Here is an 18,081-nt window from a genome sequence, read left to right on the forward strand (position 1 = left end):
CAGCGGCTTTCTTTTGCCTACTTTTCTTTGCCGCGGCAAAGAAAAGTAGGTGCTGCCCCGCACAGGGGCGACGCATGCGGACCGACACGAAAACGCGGATGCCAACAAAAGCAAAACCCAAACCCTCCACAACAACGCCCCTCAATCACCCTCTAGCCTGCGCCAGCGCACCCAAATTCCCTTCCCCAAACCCATGATGCCCCTTCCTCTGCACGATCTCGAAGAAGATCTCCCCTTCACGCCGCCGCACGAAAGTCTGAAAAAACAGCAGCGGCACACCATCAGCCCCGATCTCGCCATCAACAAGAATCCTGCCGCGTTTCAGCCGCTCGATATCCAATCCATGCCCCGGTAACCGCGCATCGATCTGATCATAATAAGCAAGCGGCGGCTCAACCAGTTCAATACCATTCGCCAGCAACTGCTCGACGCAGCCAAAAATATCGTCAGTAGCCAGCGCGATGTGCTGCACACCTTCACCCGGATGATCAGGCAGATACTCATGCATCAAACTGGTACGCCGCGTGCCTTCCTCATACAACGGAATCCGGATCGCACCACACGGCGACACCATCACCCGCGACTCCGCCGACACATGCCAGTTCGCATGCAACTCGTGAATCTCGCGGAAGTTGAGCAACTCGCGATAAAAATCGATCCACTCCTGCATGCGCCCCGCACCGACCGTTTGCGTCAGATGATCGACGGCAATCAGGCCCGTGCCCGCATGGCTCAGATCCGCTTGCGCCGTGCTTGGCTCGATGGGACGAAAGTCGATGTCGAAGATCGAGATGTCGCCGAGGCCGCCCTGCTGGCCGCCACGTCCCCGCCAGCGGTCGACGAAATAGATGTGTGAATCGCCAATGCCCTGAATCGCGGGAATCGTCAGTTCGCCCTTGCCCACGCGCTCGCCTTCGAACGACCACGCGCCCAGTTCGGTTGCGCGATCATAAGCACGCTGCGCATCCGCAACGCGAATGCCGATCGCGCAGATGCCCACGCCATATTCCTCCGCATAACGCTCGGCGAACGAATCCGGCTCGGCATTGAGCAGAAAATTCATGTCGGCCTGGCGGAACAGCGTCACGTCCTTGCTGATGTGACGCGCTATCGGCTTGAAGCCGAGCTTCACGAAGGTATCGGCGAGAATCTGTGGATGGCGCGCGGCAAATTCGACAAATTCGATGCCGGCCGTGCCGAGCGGATTGTGCTCCGGGTCCGCGACGGCCTGGAGCGCGTCGGTAGGGGTCGGCAGGTCGCTGGGCATGTGCATCTCCATGAATCGTGCGGGTTCGTCGTTGCAGGCGGATCATCCCGTCTGATCAGGGCGCCGCGCACCGTGTTTTACACCGCACAGCGCCTTCCGTGCAACCTCGATTTTGTACTAATCAGTTCAAAGACGGGCTTTCTTGCGCGACGTTACGGCAGCCTTGCTGGCTTGCGGCTTCGCACGGCGCTGTGCGGGCGGCCGACCCTGCCCCTCTTCGCCGCGCGCCTGCACGTCGCGTGCGAGCCGCTCGCGCGCCACCTTGCGCACGGCATCGATGAGCGTGCGGCCGACGGGGGTCGGCTGGGTATCCGAGCGCAGAATCAGGCCGACGGGTTCTTCCGTACCCGCGACGGGCAATGGTATTGGGACCAGCAAGCCATGCGCCAGTTCGAATTCGATGGCGCTGCGCGGCACGAACCAGACCGCATCGTTTTCCAGCGCGAGCGCGCGCCCCACCGACACCGACAGCACCTCGACGAACGACGACAGCGGCGGCACGGCCCACGCGCGCAACAGGCTTTCCGCCGATTGCCGGATCAACGTCCCATACGGCGGCACCACGACAGGAAACTCCAGCAGCCGCGTCGCCGACGATAACGCGCCCGACGCCAGCACGTGTCCGGTACGGACCACGGCAATCAGCGGTTCGCTATACAACTGTTCGAATGTGAGTCCGACCATGCGCTCGGGATCGGCCAGCCTGCCGACGGCGAATTCGATTGCGCCCGCTTTCAACTGCTCCAGCAACTCGGTGTTCGATCCCGTCTTCAGCCGCACGATCGCGTTCGGCCATTGCTCGGCGAACTGGCGCATCACAGGCGGCACCAGCGAGGTGGCAACAGTCGGCAGCACGCCGATATCGAGCGTCGCGGCGGCCTCGCCTTCGGCCCGCGCGAGCAGATCGACGCCCTGCCGCAGCGCGCTCACGCAGGCGCTCGCGTGTGGCATGAAAAGCTGTCCTTCGCGCGTCGGCACCGCGCCATGCCTGCCGCGCTCGAACAGGCGCACACCGAGAATCTCCTCCAGCTCGGCCACCGTTTTCGACACGGCCGGCTGCGTGATCGACAGGCTCTCGGCCGCCTTCTGCACGCCGCCGAACTGCGCGACGGCAAGAAAGCATTGCAGGTGCCGGAATTTGACGCGACTGTCCGCGAGGCTGCGTTGCATAACGGTTCGTTATACGAGATGGGAAAAAACGTCATTTTGCATAACTTCTTGGCTTCTATAAAGTCACGTCATCCACTAGCCAAAACGAATCCCCCAAGGAGACATCTGATGGACGATTCCATTCTGAGTCCGCGCGACTTCCCTTCGCATCCCGCCTACGTCCACTCGCCGTATGGTTCGTCCGTCAAGCGCGGCCCGACGCGTCCGCTGATTCCGCTGAAGGAACGCCTGCGCGACCAGCGCGTGCCCGTGTACGGCGCGGAAGATCTCGGCGCGCTCGATAACGACCTGACGCGCAACGCGGCACGCAATGGCGAACCGCTCGGCGAGCGCATCATCGTCACGGGCCGCGTGCTCGACGAAGGCGGCCGCCCGGTGCGCAATACGCTCGTCGAAGTGTGGCAGGCGAACGCCGCTGGCCGCTACGTGCACAAGAACGACCAGCACGACGCGCCGCTCGATCCGAACTTCCTCGGCGCAGGCCGTTGCCTGACCGACAACGAAGGCCGTTATCGCTTCATGACGATCAAGCCGGGTGCCTATCCCTGGGGCAATCACCCGAACGCATGGCGCCCGAACCACATCCACTTCTCGCTGTTCGGCGACTATTTCGGCTCGCGTCTGGTCACGCAGATGTACTTCCCCGGCGATCCGCTGCTGCAGTACGACCCGATCTTCCAGGGCACGCCGGAAGGCGCCCGCGACCGTCTGGTCTCGCGCTTTACGCTCGATGTCACGCAAGAAAACTACGCGCTCGGCTATGAATTCGACATCGTGCTGCGCGGCCCGAACGAAACCCCGATGGAGCGCTGATCATGACGACGCTTAAGCAAACCCCTTCGCAGACCGTCGGACCGTACTTCGCCTATGGCCTGTGCCCCGAGCAGTACAACTTCGACCTGAAGAGCCTCTTCACGAACGTTCTCGCGGACCGCGAAGCGGCAGGCGAGCACATCACGCTGGTCGGCCAGGTGTTCGACGGCGACGGCGCGGTGATCGGCGACGCGATGATCGAAGTACAGCAGGTGGACAGCGAAGGCCGCTATCCGGCATCGCGTGAAGAAGTCGCGAAGACGGGCTTTCGTGGTTTTGCGCGCTTCGGCACGGGCACGGACCCGCAGAAGCGTTTCATCATCGAAACCGTGAAGCCGGGCCGCGCATCGCCCGATGAAGCGCCGCATCTGAACGTGATCGTGACGATGCGCGGCATGCTGCTGCATACGTTCACACGCGTCTATTTCGACGACGAAGCGGCTGCCAACGAGAAAGACCCAGTGCTGGCAAGCGTGCCCGCCGAACGCCGTGCGACGCTGGTTGCAAAGCGTGAGTCGCAAGGTGGCAAGGCGGTCTATCGCTTCGACATCCGCATGCAAGGCGCGAACGAAACGGTGTTCTTCGATCTGTGATCTGTGATGCGATGCACGGCTACAGAACCCTGAATGCATTTGATGCAAGGTTCATCGCCTGTTCATAAATGATCGCTAAGATTCGTTGTGCGCGAGTCCAATCGCGCACGAAACTCCGAGCAGTTTTAGATGCCCGCTTTGATGCGGGCTTTTTTTCGTCGTGCGCGCATGCCGTGCCTGATTAACTGCGGTAATCCGAAACCGGATTATCGATCAGCCGCAACGCCGCTTCCCACGCCAGTTCCGCAATGCCCTCTTCATCATCGCGCGCAAACTGGCTGGCCGTGAGCTTGCGCACGTGTTCGGGCGGCAGCGTCAACTCCGCATTGCCCGCTAGCGCATCGATCTGAATCTGGCACGCACGCTCGAGAAAATAGATCTCCTGAAACGCCGTCGCCGCCGACTTGCCGCCCGCGAGCAGACCATGATTGCGCAGGATCATCGCGTTGCACGATCCCAGATCGGCAACCAGCCGTTCACGTTCGCCAAGATCGAGCGCAATGCCTTCATAGTCGTGATACGCGAGCACGCCATAGAACTTCAACGCGTGCTGGCTGATAGGCAACAAGCCCTGCTTTTGCGCCGACACGGCCGAACCCGCCGAGGTATGCGTATGAATCACGAAGCGCAGATCGGGACGCGCGGTATGCACGGCGGAATGGATCGTAAAGCCCGCCGCATTCACCCGATAACGTTTCGGATCGGCCGCGACTTTATCGGCCGCCTCGACGACGCGCCCATCGCGGTCGATCTTCACAAGATCCGACGCACGCATCTCGTGAAAGAGCACGCCATAGCGGTTGATCAGGAAGTGATGTTCGGGACCGGGCACGCGCGCGGTGATATGCGTGTCGATCAGATCGGTCATGCGGAAATGCGCGGCCAGCCGATACAACGCGGCAAGCTCGCAACGCGTAGTCCATTCTTCGCTGCTGTATTCAACCTGTAGTGAGGTCGTGCCGGACATGGCGGAAACTCCATGAAAAGCGTCGCACTGCGCCTGAATGGAAAGCCGGAATGAAATCGTTAAAGCGACTTGCAGCGACGACTGACGTTAGTGAAAACGCCCGCGATTCCAGCACTCAGACGCGGAAGTGCTCGATATCCTGACCGGCGTTGATCGCACGCGTGAGCCAGTCCGGACGATCGCCCGTGCCGTCCCATTCGTGCCCGAAAGCGTCGCGGTACTTCGGCATGGCGGCGTCGGCGATCAGCGCTTCTTCGAGCGCTTCCAGCGTAATGCCGAATTCCTCCATACGGCGGCGGATCCACATGATCAGCCGCTCACGCGCTTGACCGTCGAGGTCGAGCGTCCGATGTTCCTCTCGCTCTTTCATAACGTGTCGATATCGTATCGAATTGCGAATTACGCGGCCAATTAGCGCGCGTTAAATAGATTAAAGGCTTCGCACTTGCAGCGAAGCCTAAATACGAACCCACCCGGTTCTGCCGACGGAAGATGTCAGCGCGATTCGACAGATTGAATGGTGGCGAAAACCCGTACGATGCGTACTGGAATATCGCCATGAACTTTGAGAACCAAGGTCGCTTCCCTGATTTCCTTTGATTCTAGCATCCATTGCCGCGTTCGCGCGTCAGAGGCCGTGCTCTGATATGTGCGGAAAGCGGCACTGGCTCTACGTTTGCGACAGGCACATCGTAAGCATGCTAGGTTTTTTGCTGCTCCTGATCGATCGCGCTCGACGACTTCACGCGCGCGCGCAATTCGAATTTCTGGATCTTACCCGTCGATGTTTTTGGTAATTCGCCGAAGAAGACTGCTTTAGGCAATTTGAATGCAGCGAGCAATTGCCGGCAATGCGCGATGATTTCATCGGCGCTCGCCTCCGCGCCCTCTTTCAGTTCGACGAATGCGCAACGCACTTCACCCCATTTCGCATCCGGCATCGCCACCACCGCGGCCACAGAAACTGCAGGATGGCGGTACAGCGCATCTTCGATCTCGATGCTCGAAATGTTCTCACCGCCCGAAATGATGATGTCCTTGCTGCGGTCCTTGATGCGCACATAGCCATCTTCCGTGATGACGCCGAGATCGCCCGTGTGAAACCAGCCGCCGCGGAATGCGGCCAGCGTCGCGCGTTCGTTCTTCAGATAGCCCTTCATGCAGATATTGCCGCGAAACATGAGTTCGCCGATGGTTTCGCCGTCGCGCGGCACGGCTTCGAGCGTATCCGGATCGCGCACGTCGACGGCCGCCTGCAGGTGATAACGCACGCCCTGGCGCGCGTTGAGCCGCGCCCGTTCGTCATCGTCGAGTGCGTCCCAGGCGTCCTGCTTCGCGCACACGGATGCCGGGCCGTACACCTCGGTGAGTCCATACACGTGCGTCAGGTCGAAACCAATCGACTTCATGCGCGCGATCACCGCCGGCGACGGCGCCGCGCCGGCCACCATCGTCGACACGCGATGCCCGATGCCTTCGCGCCATTCGGCAGGCGCATTCGCCAGCGCGCTTTGCACGATCGGTGCGCCGCAATAGTGCGTAATGCGCTCGCGGCGAATCAGCTCGAATACAAGCTTCGGATCGAATTTGCGCAGACATACGTTGACGCCCGCACGCGCCGCAACCGTCCATGGAAAACACCAGCCATTGCAGTGAAAAAGCGGCAAGGTCCATAGATACACGGCATGCTTCGGCATATCCCACTCGAGGATATTGCTCAGCGCATTCAGATACGCACCGCGATGATGGTAGACCACGCCCTTCGGCTCACCCGTCGTGCCCGAAGTGTAGTTGAGGGCGATCGCGTCCCACTCGTCGGCGGGCGGCGTCCACATGAATTGCGGATCGCCTTCCTGCAGGAACGCTTCGTAATCGGTCGCGTTCGGAAAATGATGCGGCTCGGCAGGCATCGCATCGCTGACGCTGATGATGCGCAGTTGCGGCAACTCGCGCGCCGCGCGCAGCGCCAGCTCGCCATATTCGCTATCGACGATCAGCGCCTTCGCCTCCCCATGTCGCAGCATGTAGAGAATCGATGCGATATCGAGCCGTGTATTCAGCGTGTTAAGCACTGCGCCCGCCATCGGCACGCCGAAATGCGCTTCGATCATCGGCGGAATATTGGGCAGCAGCGCAGCGACGGTATCGCCGCGCGCGATGCCGGCGCGTTGCAGCGCGCTCGCGAGCCGCCGTGTGCGCTCATAGGTTTCGCGCCATGTGCGGCGTATGTCGCCATGCACGACGGCGAGCCGGTCGCCGTAGACCTCGCCGGCACGCGCGATGAAATCGATGGGCGTCAACGGAACATGGTTGGCCTCGCGGCGTTCGAGTCCCGCGTCATACATATGCGTCATGGCTGTGTCTCCTGCGCAGCGTGCGTGTGCGTCGATTCAATTATTTTCTGGAAATGGATACCGCGATTTGATCTGAACGGCATCAGCCCAATACGCATCGTAGGGTATTGGGCGCCGTATGGGAATGTAGTGCCGGAACGCGGCGTTTGTGCAAAGCCGCAATGCGAAGCGGCACGCGCATTAGCCGCGCCAGAACGCGGCTAAGTCAGGCAAAACGGAATCAGGCTGGCGCCCTGTTTGCATCAGGCGCCGAAGGACTCAGACGCGTGGTAAATCGTCGATGAATTTTTCGACGTGGCCGTCCGGCACGTCGGTATCGATGCCGTCGTGGCCATCGGTGTGTGCAACCGTTTTGATCTTGGGGCCCAGCAGATTCATGCCGCCCAGCGTGAAGAGCGACCATACGGCGTTGCCGGCGTGGATCGCCGTCACGACGTCCGCGACTTCGACGATTTCATGCGGCGACAGCCATTCATTGGTTTTTGGATTGACGAGAGCCCAACGGACGTGGGTGACGCGGTCAGTCGTAGGGTTAATGCGTACGGCATCGATAGCATAGGTTGCCATTTCCACCTCCATCGTCGTCACCCAGGCATCGTAGCACTTATGTCTGGCCAGACGAAGCACGCACGCGTCACCGTGGCTTTCGTGCGGAATGGACCCATTCGAAGGCAAACGTCCCGTGTCACGGCTACTGCCCGGATGTACTCTGCGGCGCCGACCGCCGCGTGACAGCCTCAGTGCACGGAATGACTGCATCTTCGAATGGCTTCCAGTTTGTATAACGGTCGTGCGCAAATTGTTCTGAACGCGGGTTTGCACCAATGCGGCGCGCCGCACCGGGAGATCTGTGCTGCATAAGCGTCTGCCTATCGCGCAAGCGCACATGCAGTACGATGGCCGCAATGACCTGCACGGAAGACACACCATGTCGATCGAAGTCGGGACGGCGTCATGGACGGACGCCACGCTCATCAAGTCCGGCCGCTTCTACCCGAAGGGCTGCACGAGCGCCGAGGCGCGCCTGCGCTTCTATTCGAGCCAGTTTCCAATGGTTGAAGTGGACGCGTCGTACTACGCGATGCCCAATGCCGCCACCAGCACGCTATGGGCCGAGCGCACGCCGCAGCACTTTACGTTCAATGTGAAGGCGTTCCGGCTATTTACCGGGCATCAGACGGAGCGCAAGTTTTTCCCATCGGATATCCAGCCGCTGTTGCCACAAAACGATAAACGCAATCTCTACTACCGCGACGTGCCGCCCGATATCGTCGATGAAATGTGGCGGCGCTTTTTCGAGGCACTCGAACCGCTGCGTCTCAGCGGCAAACTCGGCGCAGTGCTGTTCCAGTTCGCGCCGTGGATTTCGAGTGCGCCGCGCGATGTCGCGCACGTGCGGCACTGCGCGGACCGGATGACGCCGTATCTGACCGCATTCGAATTTCGCAATGCCAGCTGGCTCGACGAGCGGCACCGCGAATCGACGCTCGCGTTCGAACGCGAGCATGGTCTCGTGCATGTGATCATGGATGCGCCCGAAGGCGTGTCGAACCGTGCGCATACCGTGTGGGAAGCGACGTCGCCGGAACTGGCGATCGTGCGGCTGCATGGGCGCAATGCAGAAACCTGGAGCGGCAGCACGACAGCGGCGGGACGCTTCAATTACGACTATACGGAGCAGGAACTGGAGGAAATCGCGGTGCCTGTGCGAGAGATTGCAAAACGCGCTGGCCGGACACATGTGATCTTCAACAACTGCTTTGAAGATGCGGCGCAACGAAATGCACATTCGATGATCAGGATTTTGCAGCAGGAGCGGTTTGCATAGAAGTCGCGTTAATGCAGTCGTCCTGCCGCCGGAAGTGCCTTGCGCGCTTTAACCATCGTGTGGTCCGCACTATCTATCGTCCTCGATAGCGCAATGTCGAAGGGTCGCTGCGGCGAAAAATCACGAACAAAGGCATCTGGAGCGGTCCCCCTGCTTCCACCAGATTGACGCAATGCTTTGTTTTCGTATCGCAGCGTCGAAGCTGGCCGGTCGTTTCATCCGCATCACCAAAAATAGGAACAAAAAGTTTGCCGTCTGGACCGAACAGGATCGTCTGCGCGAAAGCTCTGGGATGTCCCGCTGTCCAAAGCGGCAGCGAGTCGAGAAGCCGGCCGGTTCTTCCGTCCAGTTTCAGGATCCTGTCTACGTCGCCGTCTTTGGTGTTATCCCGGAAGCTCGTAATCCAAAGATTACCTCTGTCGTCGAACACCAGGCCTTCTGGCCGATGGAAACCGGCGACGGTCGCGTCGGATGCGAACACATCAACAAACTTTCTCGAGTGCGGGTTGAAGCGCAGGACGTAGGCAATTTGCGAGTCACCAGCGTTCAGAGGACAACCTCTGGCCGACACATACAACAATCCGTCGGGTCCAAAGACAACACCGCGTGGATAGAATGCTGGCTTGAAACCTCGCCGGTCCAGATTACCAAGGAAGGCGCCCCGATGGCTGTACACCTTGATGTCACCCTGATTGACGCAGTCATCATCGCGAACGCCTAGATCTGCAACGTAGAACTTATCGTCTTCGTCTCCGAGAACTATCCCTTGCGGTGCGAATGCTGCACCACGGTCTGTTGAAGAAAAGAGCTTGCCAAGGAACAGTCCCGTTCTTTCGTCAAAGCGGAAAACTTCTCCGTTGGGCTGGTTAATCCCCTCCGACTTGTTCTGATTGACGACCAACAGTTCTCCATCGGTAAAAATCATTCCGACCGGACCGTTGAGACCCTGCTGCACGGCGAATGTCCCTCGATATGCACCTGTTGTTGCGTCAACCCGCTTGACGGTGTTATCGCCAGCGTCGCCGATGAAAATGTCATCTGCCCGGGCAACTGGAACCGTCAGAACAACACTGATCACAATAGCGATGCCCGCTAGCATCGCTCTGGTCAGATCCCGCGTACACCTTGCGCGTCGTTCTTCGTCGATGCGTGAATACCTTTCTGAAGTCATCGCCTGTCTCCATCGGGTTATACGTCTTTGGTTCGGCTCCGAGCGTGCGCGCGAGATGGTCCATTAGCATAAAACTCGAACACGACTCACATACTCATTTATGTAGCTTTGATTGCAACGAGATAACTGCGGCATTAGGAGAAGAAAACTCTGACGCCTGAAATTTCATTAAGTTGAGGCGCACACAACTACATCGCAGGAGCACACGCTCCAACAATAAAAATAAAAGACAATAAGTAGCCGCGCCTGATCTGGCTTCGCGCTATTGAAATTCGAAAAGGCTGCTGCCTTCCCGAAAGTGTGTCTGACGCAACCACGTTTTTCGTTATTGATCGTGGGCTGAGTCACGACACGATTCAGCATAGACGGAATGCATATAAATGCAAGCCGCCCGCAAGCACGACGTCATCGTGATCCACTGCAAGCCCGAAAGCACTACGGTAATGAAACGCTACAGTCGGAAGCGAACGTGTTATCAAAGGCTTAATAAGATCTCGTTGTCTCTGAGGCGCACGATCTATTCTCGTTCTCGAATCTCGCTGAATCGATCAAGGCGTTGAAGCACTAAATAATCGGAATGTACAAAAAGGCCAGAAGCAAATGCCGTCTCGCATGATTCATCGCTGGCCTACAATAAATTATCTTCGGAGTCGGGCCAGTATGGTCGCGCCCAAGAGCTTGCATCACACTGCTATACGACGTGCGAGGTACTCATGTCTAACTACGCATTGGATAACTCCTGGAAGCATGCCAATCGCCGTCTGGCATTGCTGGAACAGATGCTCGATCCGATGACCCAGCGCCGCTTCAATATGCTTGGCGTCGGTCAAGGGGCGCGTTGTCTTGAGGTCGCGGCAGGTAGCGGATCGATTGCAAAATGGCTTTGCGAGCAGGTGGGGCAAACCGGCAGCGTAGCGGCAACCGACATCAACACCACATTGCTCGATCAGATTCATCTTCCGAACCTCGAGGTCCAGCAACATGACATCCTCAACTCCGAGCTTCCAGATTCGGCATTCGATTTCGTCCACGCACGATGGATACTCCACCATCTGCGCGAACCCGAACGCGCGATTCACCGGATGATCGGCGCACTTCGCCCTTCCGGATGGCTGTTGCTGGAGGAAGTCGACTTCTTCCCAGTGCATGCATCATCGTCCGCGTTGTTTCGCGAATTTATGGTGGCCCTCGTCAACACCGTCGTAAAAGCGTCAGGTCGTGACTGCTTCTGGGCTCGCATCCTTCCCGAGATCGTGGCGGCAATGGGACTGGAGCAGGTTGGCGGTGAAGGCGAGTTTCCCGTGATACAGGGCGGTTCGCCAGCGGCGGAGTTCTTTGAACTGACTGCCGTGCAGATGCGCGATCAGATGATCGCGTCGTCCGCGTTGGCGCAGCCCCTGCTCGAAGAGGCGCTGCAGTTGCTGAAATCGCCAGATCTCTGGGCTTTCGGCGGCGCCAATATTGCCGTATGGGGACGCAGGCGCGCCGCTTGACGCTCGATAACGCAACACGTCAACGCGCGCTGATCGCACCTGTTAGTTGATCCAGAAACGCAGTGGCAGCCTTGCCAAGCGCCTTGTCGCTGCGCGTAACGGCGACAAGCGGGCCGAGATGAAGCGGCAAGTCGCAGAGAACCGGTTGCAGTCGATACAACGCGTGCAATTCTTCCACAATGCACTGTGACGCAAGCACAAGCGTATCGCTTCCGCTCGCGAGCCTGAACGTCAACGGTGAAACCTGCGATGAAATGACTTCCGCGCCAAAGCGCAAGCCCATATCGCGCACGGCAAACTCCAGTTGCTGCCTGATGATATTAGGTTGTTCAGGCAAGACCCAGGTGAAGCCCAGGAGATCTTCCAGCGTGACCGGCTTCTGCGTCAGCGGATGTCCCTGCCTGGCGACGAAAACTGGATGATCTTCACGAAGCAGCTGTTGTGAGTAATGGTCGCTGCCATAGCCGCTCGCAAGGCGTCCGATGACGATATCGAGCAGATCGTGATCGAGCAGTTCAAGAAGCGTCTCCATTGAATCCTCGCGCACGGCCAGGCGAATCTTCGGCGACTGCGACCGGAATTCCACCACGCTATCGGCAAGCACGTCCCACCAGTTGAGTGGAAAAAAAACCCCAATCGACAAAGTTCCGATCTCGCCGATACGCAAGGCGTCGAGTTCCGCTTCAGCACGCTGCACGTCGCTGGCGATCAAATGGCCATGACGCACGAGCGCTTCGCCGTAGATAGTCGGGCGCATGCCTGACGGAGTCCGTTCGAACAGCTGCGCTTCTGCGATCGACTCCACTTCCGCCAACGCCTTCGATATCGCGGATTGACTCACCATGAGTGTCTCCGCTGCCTTCTGCAAACTTCCGCACCGCGCGATTTCCAGCACGACAGAAACGTGACGAAGCTTCAGGCGCTGCTGTAGTGAAGTCATGGTCGTTAGCACATGAAATTTGTTCAAGGGGGGACGTCGAAACTTTCCGTTTTGTTTCCACAGCACCTACGCGAACATCGATCCCGACACGGCACACCATACCTGGCTTGAAGAACCGTGAGTATCGGGAAAAACAGGCAGAGCGAGGTGCAGCGTGAAGAAAACGCGTTGCAGGAAGCGCTGAGCCTCCATAGCGCGTAATCGTAATACTGATTTCTGGAAACCCTCAACGAGTCGACAACAATGAACATGACAACCTTTACGCGTTGCGCGCAAGGCATCCTCAAAGGAAATCTGGACGACGGCGTCCATACCTTCTTCGATATTCCTTATGCCAGCGACGCAGGTCGATTTCGCGCGGCAGTTGCTGCGCCCGCGTGGGATGGCGAGCGCGATTGCACGCGCCCCGGGCCGATCTTTCCGCAGTTGCCGAGCCGGCTCGACTTTGTGATGGGGCCGACGTGCCGAGGGGCGGAAATGTCGGAGGACGCCTTTCGCGTGAATGTCTTCACGCCCACGCTATCAGGAAAACTGCCTGTCATTTTCTGGATTCACGGCGGCGGATTCTTGACAGGTGGAGGCGCGCTTCAATGCTACTTTGGCGACGAACTCGCCAGGACAGGGCGGGCCGTCGTCGTGACCGTGAACTATCGGCTAGGCCTGCTCGGCAATCTCTACATGAAGGGACTCTCGCCCGGAAACCTGGCCGTCCGTGATCTGGAAATGGCACTGCGTTGGGTCAAGTCGAACATCGCGAACTTCGGCGGCGACCCGGATTCCATTGTTCTCGCTGGGCAGTCTGCGGGCGCGTGGTTCACGCAATTGCTGGCGGCAATGGAATCGACGAGTGGACTGGTCAAAGCGGGCATCATGCTCAGCTATCCCGGTGTTTTGCCACTCGAACCGGACGCCGCGCAGACGCTCGCAGGGCAGTTCTGCCAGATGGCGGAGATCGATCCATCCGGCGAAGCATTGCTAACGATGCCTGTCGAACGCATTCTGGAACTGCAGTCTGCGATGTTGCGCGCGCAAAGCGTGTATGCAGAGGTGCCGGTGTTGTTCCGCTCCGTGTGTGACGCTGATGTTCCCGCCAATCCAGGCGCTCAGGCGAAGGATCGCTTCGCGGGCAAGCCGCTCATGATCGGCTGGACGCGAGAAGAATCAGGCAGTTTCTTTGCCAGCAACGCCGCGCTACTCGAAGCGACAGAAGAACAGGCGTTGAATAAATACATCGACGAATTTGGCGAATCCGGCAAGCAACGTTATGAACGGGCGCTCAAGCGTCGCATCGACGGTCGACCTTATACGGCACTCGTCGATCTGGGTTCGGACAAGCTCATCAGGCTACCTTCGGTTGAGTTTGCAAAGAAGATGCAGGCAGCGGGAAGTAGCGTGTTTGCTTATCAGTTCGACTATCCATCACCTCAGGATGCAGTTGGTGCATGTCACTGCTTCGAATTGCCATTCCTGTTCGGCAACTTCGAAAAATGGGTCGAGGCACCCATGCTGGACGGACTCGACATGACAGCGGCTCGCGGTCTGTCGACACGCATTCAGGAGTATGTCCTCAATTTCGTCGAGTCGGGAAATCCGAACGGAGATGACTTGCCGTGCTGGCCAACATTCGACAGCACGCAACGGCTGACGATGCATTTCGCCGATCTGATCCATGTCGCGACGAGCGACGCGGAATCAGAAGCGTAAAGGCCGATAGGTATCGAAAGAGACAAAGCATCACCACCAGTCGAATTGGGTGCTGTGCCTGGCGCTTCATGCGAAGCCGAAAAGAAGAATTCAATCAATCAGGCATCGTCCCGCAAGTCACGGAGACAAGTTCGTCATGAAGATGAGATGGAGCGCGGCATTGCTCGTCGCTGCGACGCAGCTCGCCCACAGCCAGAGCAGCGTTACGCTATATGGGATCGTCGACACGGGAATATCGTATTACAACCACGCTACTGCAAACGGGGGAACGTCAGTCGGCATGGCTTCACTGACGGGACGGCTGCCGTCCCGATGGGGTCTGAAAGGCAGCGAAGATCTCGGTAACGGCTTTAAAACGTTCTTCGTGCTGGAAAACGGCTTTCAACCCAGCAATGGCTTGCTAAATTACGGTGGCCGTCTTTTCGGCATTCAGTCCAATGTCGGAATCAGCAGTGACTACGGTGCCATTACGCTCGGCCGGCAAATGGGCATGACGATGTATGCGTTGTTCAACGCTGACGTGATCGGCCCGTCGATACATTCGCTCAGCGTCTTCGATTCGTATCTTCCGAACGCGCGCAGCGACAACGCAATTGGCTATATGGGGAAATTCCGCGGCTTCACGATTGGCGGCACGTACAGTTTCGGACGGGATGCTGCGGGTCCGGCAGGCCCAGGGGCGACCAATTGTCCGGGGCAAGTACCAGGCAACATGCTTGCATGCCGGCAATATACCGCGCTGCTGGCTTATGACTCGGCGATCTTCGGCGTCGCAGCGTCTTACGATGTGCTGCGTGGCGGGCCGGGCGCCACACAGCCTCTCAACAGCAGCAACTACACCGATACACATAACATCGTGGACGGCTATGTAGTGTTGGGTTCGACAAAGATCGGCTTTGGCTGGATCAGAAACAATCTGGCAACGGCAACGCATCTGCAGACCGATATCTTCTTCGCAGGAGCGACGTACTACGCTACACCGGCGCTGTTCTTCGATGGGCAAGGCGTCCGCTTCCTGCAGCGCGGATCGGATGGTAAGAAGGATGCGAACTCGACGCTACTCATCGGACGCGCGAACTATCTGCTTTCGAAGCGAACGATGGTGTACACATCGGTTGGATATATGTTCAACAGCGCACAGGCAGCCAACGCAGTTGCCGCTGGCGGCACTGTGGGAACAGGTATGAATCAGCTTGGCGTGATGGCAGGTCTGCAGCAAAAGTTCTGAGCTGCGTCAATCGAAGTGGCGGTCTTTGCGACCGTCAGCTTGCTCTCTGCAAACCTGAAAAAACCATTTTCGTGAATTGGGCGCCGTTAAACACGACATTCCCCCACGTCGCGTCGAAGGCAATCGTTGGCTTAAGGCTGCGACACCGCTGCGCTGGCAGGGCTTGCAGCAGGCGTCGACGCAAACGCAGGCGCCTGCGCAGCGCCGTTCACACCAGCAGCCGCGCCAGAAGCCGCCACCGCCCCACTCGCTTCACCCGGCGACGGCAAAATAGGCGGCTGGGATGCAGCAGGCGAGATGATCTGCGGCGGCTCGATATCCGTCGGCGCAGAAGCCTCGACCACAGGCGACGCATTCTGCACCACAGGCGCAGCGGGCGCCGGACGAGGTTTCGGCCGTGCCGCAGGCGCAGTCGTCTCCGTCTTCGCGGATGACGAAGAGGAAAACAGATACTGCATCCACGCATGCAGTTTCATGCGGAAGGTATCGAAGATTCCAGGCGGCGGCTCTTCAGCAAACTTCGCACGCGGATCGATCAAACGTGAGCGCAGCGAGCGCTGGAAAAAATCTCCGACGATCGGCAACGCGCTATGCGCGCCCTGCCCCCAGTAATCGCTGCGCAGCGTCACGCGGCTATCGTTGAAGCCAACCCATGCGCCCGCAACAAGCTGCGGATTCATCAGGATGAACCAGCCGTCCGCGTTGTCCTGCGTCGTCCCCGTCTTGCCCGCGACATCGGCGCGAATGCCGAAGCGCGTGCGAATTGCCGAACCCGTGCCCTTGTTGACGACCGAGCGCATCACGTCGATCAAGGTCTGCGCGCTCGCGAGCGGCATCACACGATCGGCGCGCGACGGCTGGAATTCGGCAAGTACTTCGCCCTTGCGATCTTCGATGCGCGTGACCATCATCGGCGCGACATACGCGCCTTCATTGGCAATCGTGCCGTACGCCGACACCATTTCCTTCAGCGTGACTGGGCTCGTGCCCAATGCCAAAGACGGCACCGCGTCGAGCTGGCTGTCGCGCACACCCATTGCGCGCGCGAGCCGCGCCACCTTCGCAGGACCGACCGATTCCATCAGTTGCGCTGTAATGCGGTTGCGCGAATACGCGAGACCGTCGCGCAATGTGATGGGTCGGCCGCTCGGCGCGTCTTCGTCGCTTGGACGCCAGATTTCGCCGCCTGCCAGCGGAATTTCGACGGCCTGATCAGGATACGTATCGTCGGGCTTCGCGCCTTGCTCGAAGGCCGCGCCGTACACGAACGGCTTGAACGTCGAACCCGGCTGACGGCGCGCCTGCGAAACGTGATCGTACTGATCCTGCGTGAAGTCGCGGCTGCCCACCCATGCCTTGATCTCGCCCGTACGCGGGTCCATCGCGATGAAGGCGGCCTGCACGCGCGTCTTGCTGTCGCACAGGGCCTTCATGAACGTGCGATCCGCCGACAGATGCTTGAGCGCATCGTCATCGCTCATGCCTGAGTCTTTCGCGCTGTGATATTCCGGCGTCTCACGGATGAACGCGTCGAACACATCTTTATGGCCCGTGCACGTGCCGCGCGCATTCCACGCTGCGTTAGCGATCGATTGCAGCCGGTTGCCCTGGAAGGTCAACGCCTGGGTCGCCATGGTCTGCAGACGCGAATCGATGGTCGTGCGCACGACGAGCCCATCGGAATAGATGTTGTAGTCGTTCGCGTCAGCCCATGCGATCAACCACTTCTTCAATTGCTGCGCGAAATGTGGCGCAGGACCGGGCGCCTCCATCTGACGCTCGAAATCGACGCGCAGCGGCCGCCCTTTGAGCGAATTGAATTGCACCTGGGTCAGCCGGCCATACTTCACCATCTGACCCAGCACGATATTGCGCCGGTCCAGTGCACGCTCGGGATTGATCACCGGGTTGTAGTAGCTGTTGCCCTTCAGCATGCCGATCAGCGTCGCGCTTTCGAGCACGGTGAGGTTGTCGGCGGACTTGTCGAAATAGGTGCGCGCCGCCATTTCGATGCCGTACGCGTTGTACAGGAATGGCACCGTATTCAGATACGTTTCGAGAATCTCGCTCTTTGTATAGACGGCTTCGATCTTGAAGGCGGTGATCGCTTCCTTGATCTTGCGCGTAAGCGTCGGCGCGCGGCCGATGTCGTCAGGATAGAGATTGCGCGCGAGCTGCTGCGTGATGGTCGAGCCGCCCTGGCGGTCGCCGGAGAACGTATGCAGTGCTGCACCCGCCGTGCGTCGAAAGTCGATGCCGTGATGTTCGTAGAAACGGTGATCTTCGGTGGTAATCAGGGCATCGACGACATGCGGGGAGATGTCGGAGAGCCTCATCCACACGCGGTTGGTCGGCTTGAACTCGGCGAGCAGTTTGCCATCGGCGGAATAGATCTGCGCGGGCTGCTCGATCTTTGCCTTGCGAATATCGCCGATGCCGGGCGTGAACGGAATCAGGATCAGCACATAGAGCACGACGAGTGCGGGAATGGCGGCAATTGTCAAACCCACGCCGCGCCATGTCGGATGGCGCAAACGTTGCACCACACGCATC

The 18,081-nt window shown here is 59.0% G+C and carries 15 protein-coding genes; 6 read left to right on the forward strand and 9 right to left on the reverse strand.

Features of this window, described 5'->3' with window-relative positions:
• Nucleotides 1-145: 145 nt before the first annotated feature.
• The gene (locus DK391_RS25505) at nucleotides 146-1,267 is read right to left on the reverse strand and encodes a VOC family protein (protein WP_109480783.1); all 1,122 of its coding nucleotides are present in this window, start codon (nucleotides 1,265-1,267) and stop codon (nucleotides 146-148) included.
• Between the two features lie 126 nt (nucleotides 1,268-1,393).
• Entirely contained in the window at nucleotides 1,394-2,437 is a 1,044-nt protein-coding gene (gene pcaQ / locus DK391_RS25510; protein ID WP_239482948.1) for a pca operon transcription factor PcaQ, read from the reverse strand.
• A 108-nt stretch (nucleotides 2,438-2,545) separates the two neighbouring features.
• Between pcaQ and pcaH the strand changes: the two genes are divergently transcribed.
• Both pcaH and pcaG read left to right on the forward strand, forming a co-directional pair.
• Nucleotides 2,546-3,250, forward strand: a complete 705-nt coding sequence (gene pcaH, locus DK391_RS25515; protein ID WP_109480784.1) for a protocatechuate 3,4-dioxygenase subunit beta — start codon at nucleotides 2,546-2,548, stop codon at nucleotides 3,248-3,250.
• A 2-nt stretch (nucleotides 3,251-3,252) separates the two neighbouring features.
• On the forward strand, nucleotides 3,253-3,843 hold the full coding sequence (gene pcaG / locus DK391_RS25520; protein WP_109480785.1) for a protocatechuate 3,4-dioxygenase subunit alpha: 591 nt from the start codon (nucleotides 3,253-3,255) through the stop codon (nucleotides 3,841-3,843).
• A 181-nt stretch (nucleotides 3,844-4,024) separates the two neighbouring features.
• Here pcaG and DK391_RS25525 read toward each other — a convergent pair whose 3' ends face one another.
• The 4 genes from DK391_RS25525 to DK391_RS25540 form a co-directional block, all read right to left on the reverse strand.
• Entirely contained in the window at nucleotides 4,025-4,810 is a 786-nt protein-coding gene (locus DK391_RS25525) for a class II aldolase/adducin family protein (protein ID WP_109480786.1), read from the reverse strand.
• A gap of 115 nt (nucleotides 4,811-4,925) precedes the next feature.
• Entirely contained in the window at nucleotides 4,926-5,180 is a 255-nt protein-coding gene (locus tag DK391_RS25530; protein ID WP_109480787.1) for an H-NS family nucleoid-associated regulatory protein, read from the reverse strand.
• A 331-nt stretch (nucleotides 5,181-5,511) separates the two neighbouring features.
• Nucleotides 5,512-7,164 (reverse strand): acyl-CoA synthetase, encoded by a 1,653-nt coding sequence (locus tag DK391_RS25535; RefSeq protein ID WP_109480788.1) that lies wholly within the window; start codon nucleotides 7,162-7,164, stop codon nucleotides 5,512-5,514.
• A 258-nt stretch (nucleotides 7,165-7,422) separates the two neighbouring features.
• Complete coding sequence (locus tag DK391_RS25540; protein WP_109480789.1) at nucleotides 7,423-7,731, reverse strand: hypothetical protein; 309 nt, start codon at nucleotides 7,729-7,731, stop codon at nucleotides 7,423-7,425.
• A gap of 361 nt (nucleotides 7,732-8,092) precedes the next feature.
• Between DK391_RS25540 and DK391_RS25545 the strand changes: the two genes are divergently transcribed.
• Nucleotides 8,093-8,992, forward strand: a complete 900-nt coding sequence (locus DK391_RS25545; RefSeq protein WP_109480828.1) for a DUF72 domain-containing protein — start codon at nucleotides 8,093-8,095, stop codon at nucleotides 8,990-8,992.
• 73 nt (nucleotides 8,993-9,065) lie between these two features.
• Here DK391_RS25545 and DK391_RS25550 read toward each other — a convergent pair whose 3' ends face one another.
• Nucleotides 9,066-10,163 carry a hypothetical protein gene (locus DK391_RS25550; protein WP_109480790.1) on the reverse strand — a complete coding sequence of 366 codons (1,098 nt, stop codon included), beginning with the start codon at nucleotides 10,161-10,163 and terminating at the stop codon, nucleotides 9,066-9,068.
• Nucleotides 10,164-10,876: 713 nt separating this feature from the next.
• On the opposite strand from DK391_RS25550, the gene DK391_RS25555 reads away from it, so the two are divergent.
• Entirely contained in the window at nucleotides 10,877-11,656 is a 780-nt protein-coding gene (locus DK391_RS25555; RefSeq protein WP_109480791.1) for a methyltransferase domain-containing protein, read from the forward strand.
• Nucleotides 11,657-11,675: 19 nt separating this feature from the next.
• Here DK391_RS25555 and DK391_RS25560 read toward each other — a convergent pair whose 3' ends face one another.
• Complete coding sequence (locus DK391_RS25560; RefSeq protein WP_109480792.1) at nucleotides 11,676-12,596, reverse strand: LysR substrate-binding domain-containing protein; 921 nt, start codon at nucleotides 12,594-12,596, stop codon at nucleotides 11,676-11,678.
• 243 nt (nucleotides 12,597-12,839) lie between these two features.
• Here DK391_RS25560 and DK391_RS25565 point away from each other — a divergent pair, with 243 nt between their 5' ends.
• Both DK391_RS25565 and DK391_RS25570 read left to right on the forward strand, forming a co-directional pair.
• Entirely contained in the window at nucleotides 12,840-14,300 is a 1,461-nt protein-coding gene (locus DK391_RS25565) for a carboxylesterase family protein (RefSeq protein ID WP_109480793.1), read from the forward strand.
• A gap of 136 nt (nucleotides 14,301-14,436) precedes the next feature.
• Complete coding sequence (locus DK391_RS25570) at nucleotides 14,437-15,528, forward strand: porin (protein WP_109480794.1); 1,092 nt, start codon at nucleotides 14,437-14,439, stop codon at nucleotides 15,526-15,528.
• A gap of 131 nt (nucleotides 15,529-15,659) precedes the next feature.
• On the opposite strand, the gene DK391_RS25575 is transcribed toward DK391_RS25570, so the two are convergent.
• Complete coding sequence (locus tag DK391_RS25575; RefSeq protein ID WP_239482950.1) at nucleotides 15,660-18,080, reverse strand: transglycosylase domain-containing protein; 2,421 nt, start codon at nucleotides 18,078-18,080, stop codon at nucleotides 15,660-15,662.
• Nucleotide 18,081 lies beyond the last annotated feature (1 nt).

The sequence above is a fragment of the Paraburkholderia sp. C35 genome (assembly GCF_003121405.1).
Classification (GTDB): domain Bacteria; phylum Pseudomonadota; class Gammaproteobacteria; order Burkholderiales; family Burkholderiaceae; genus Paraburkholderia.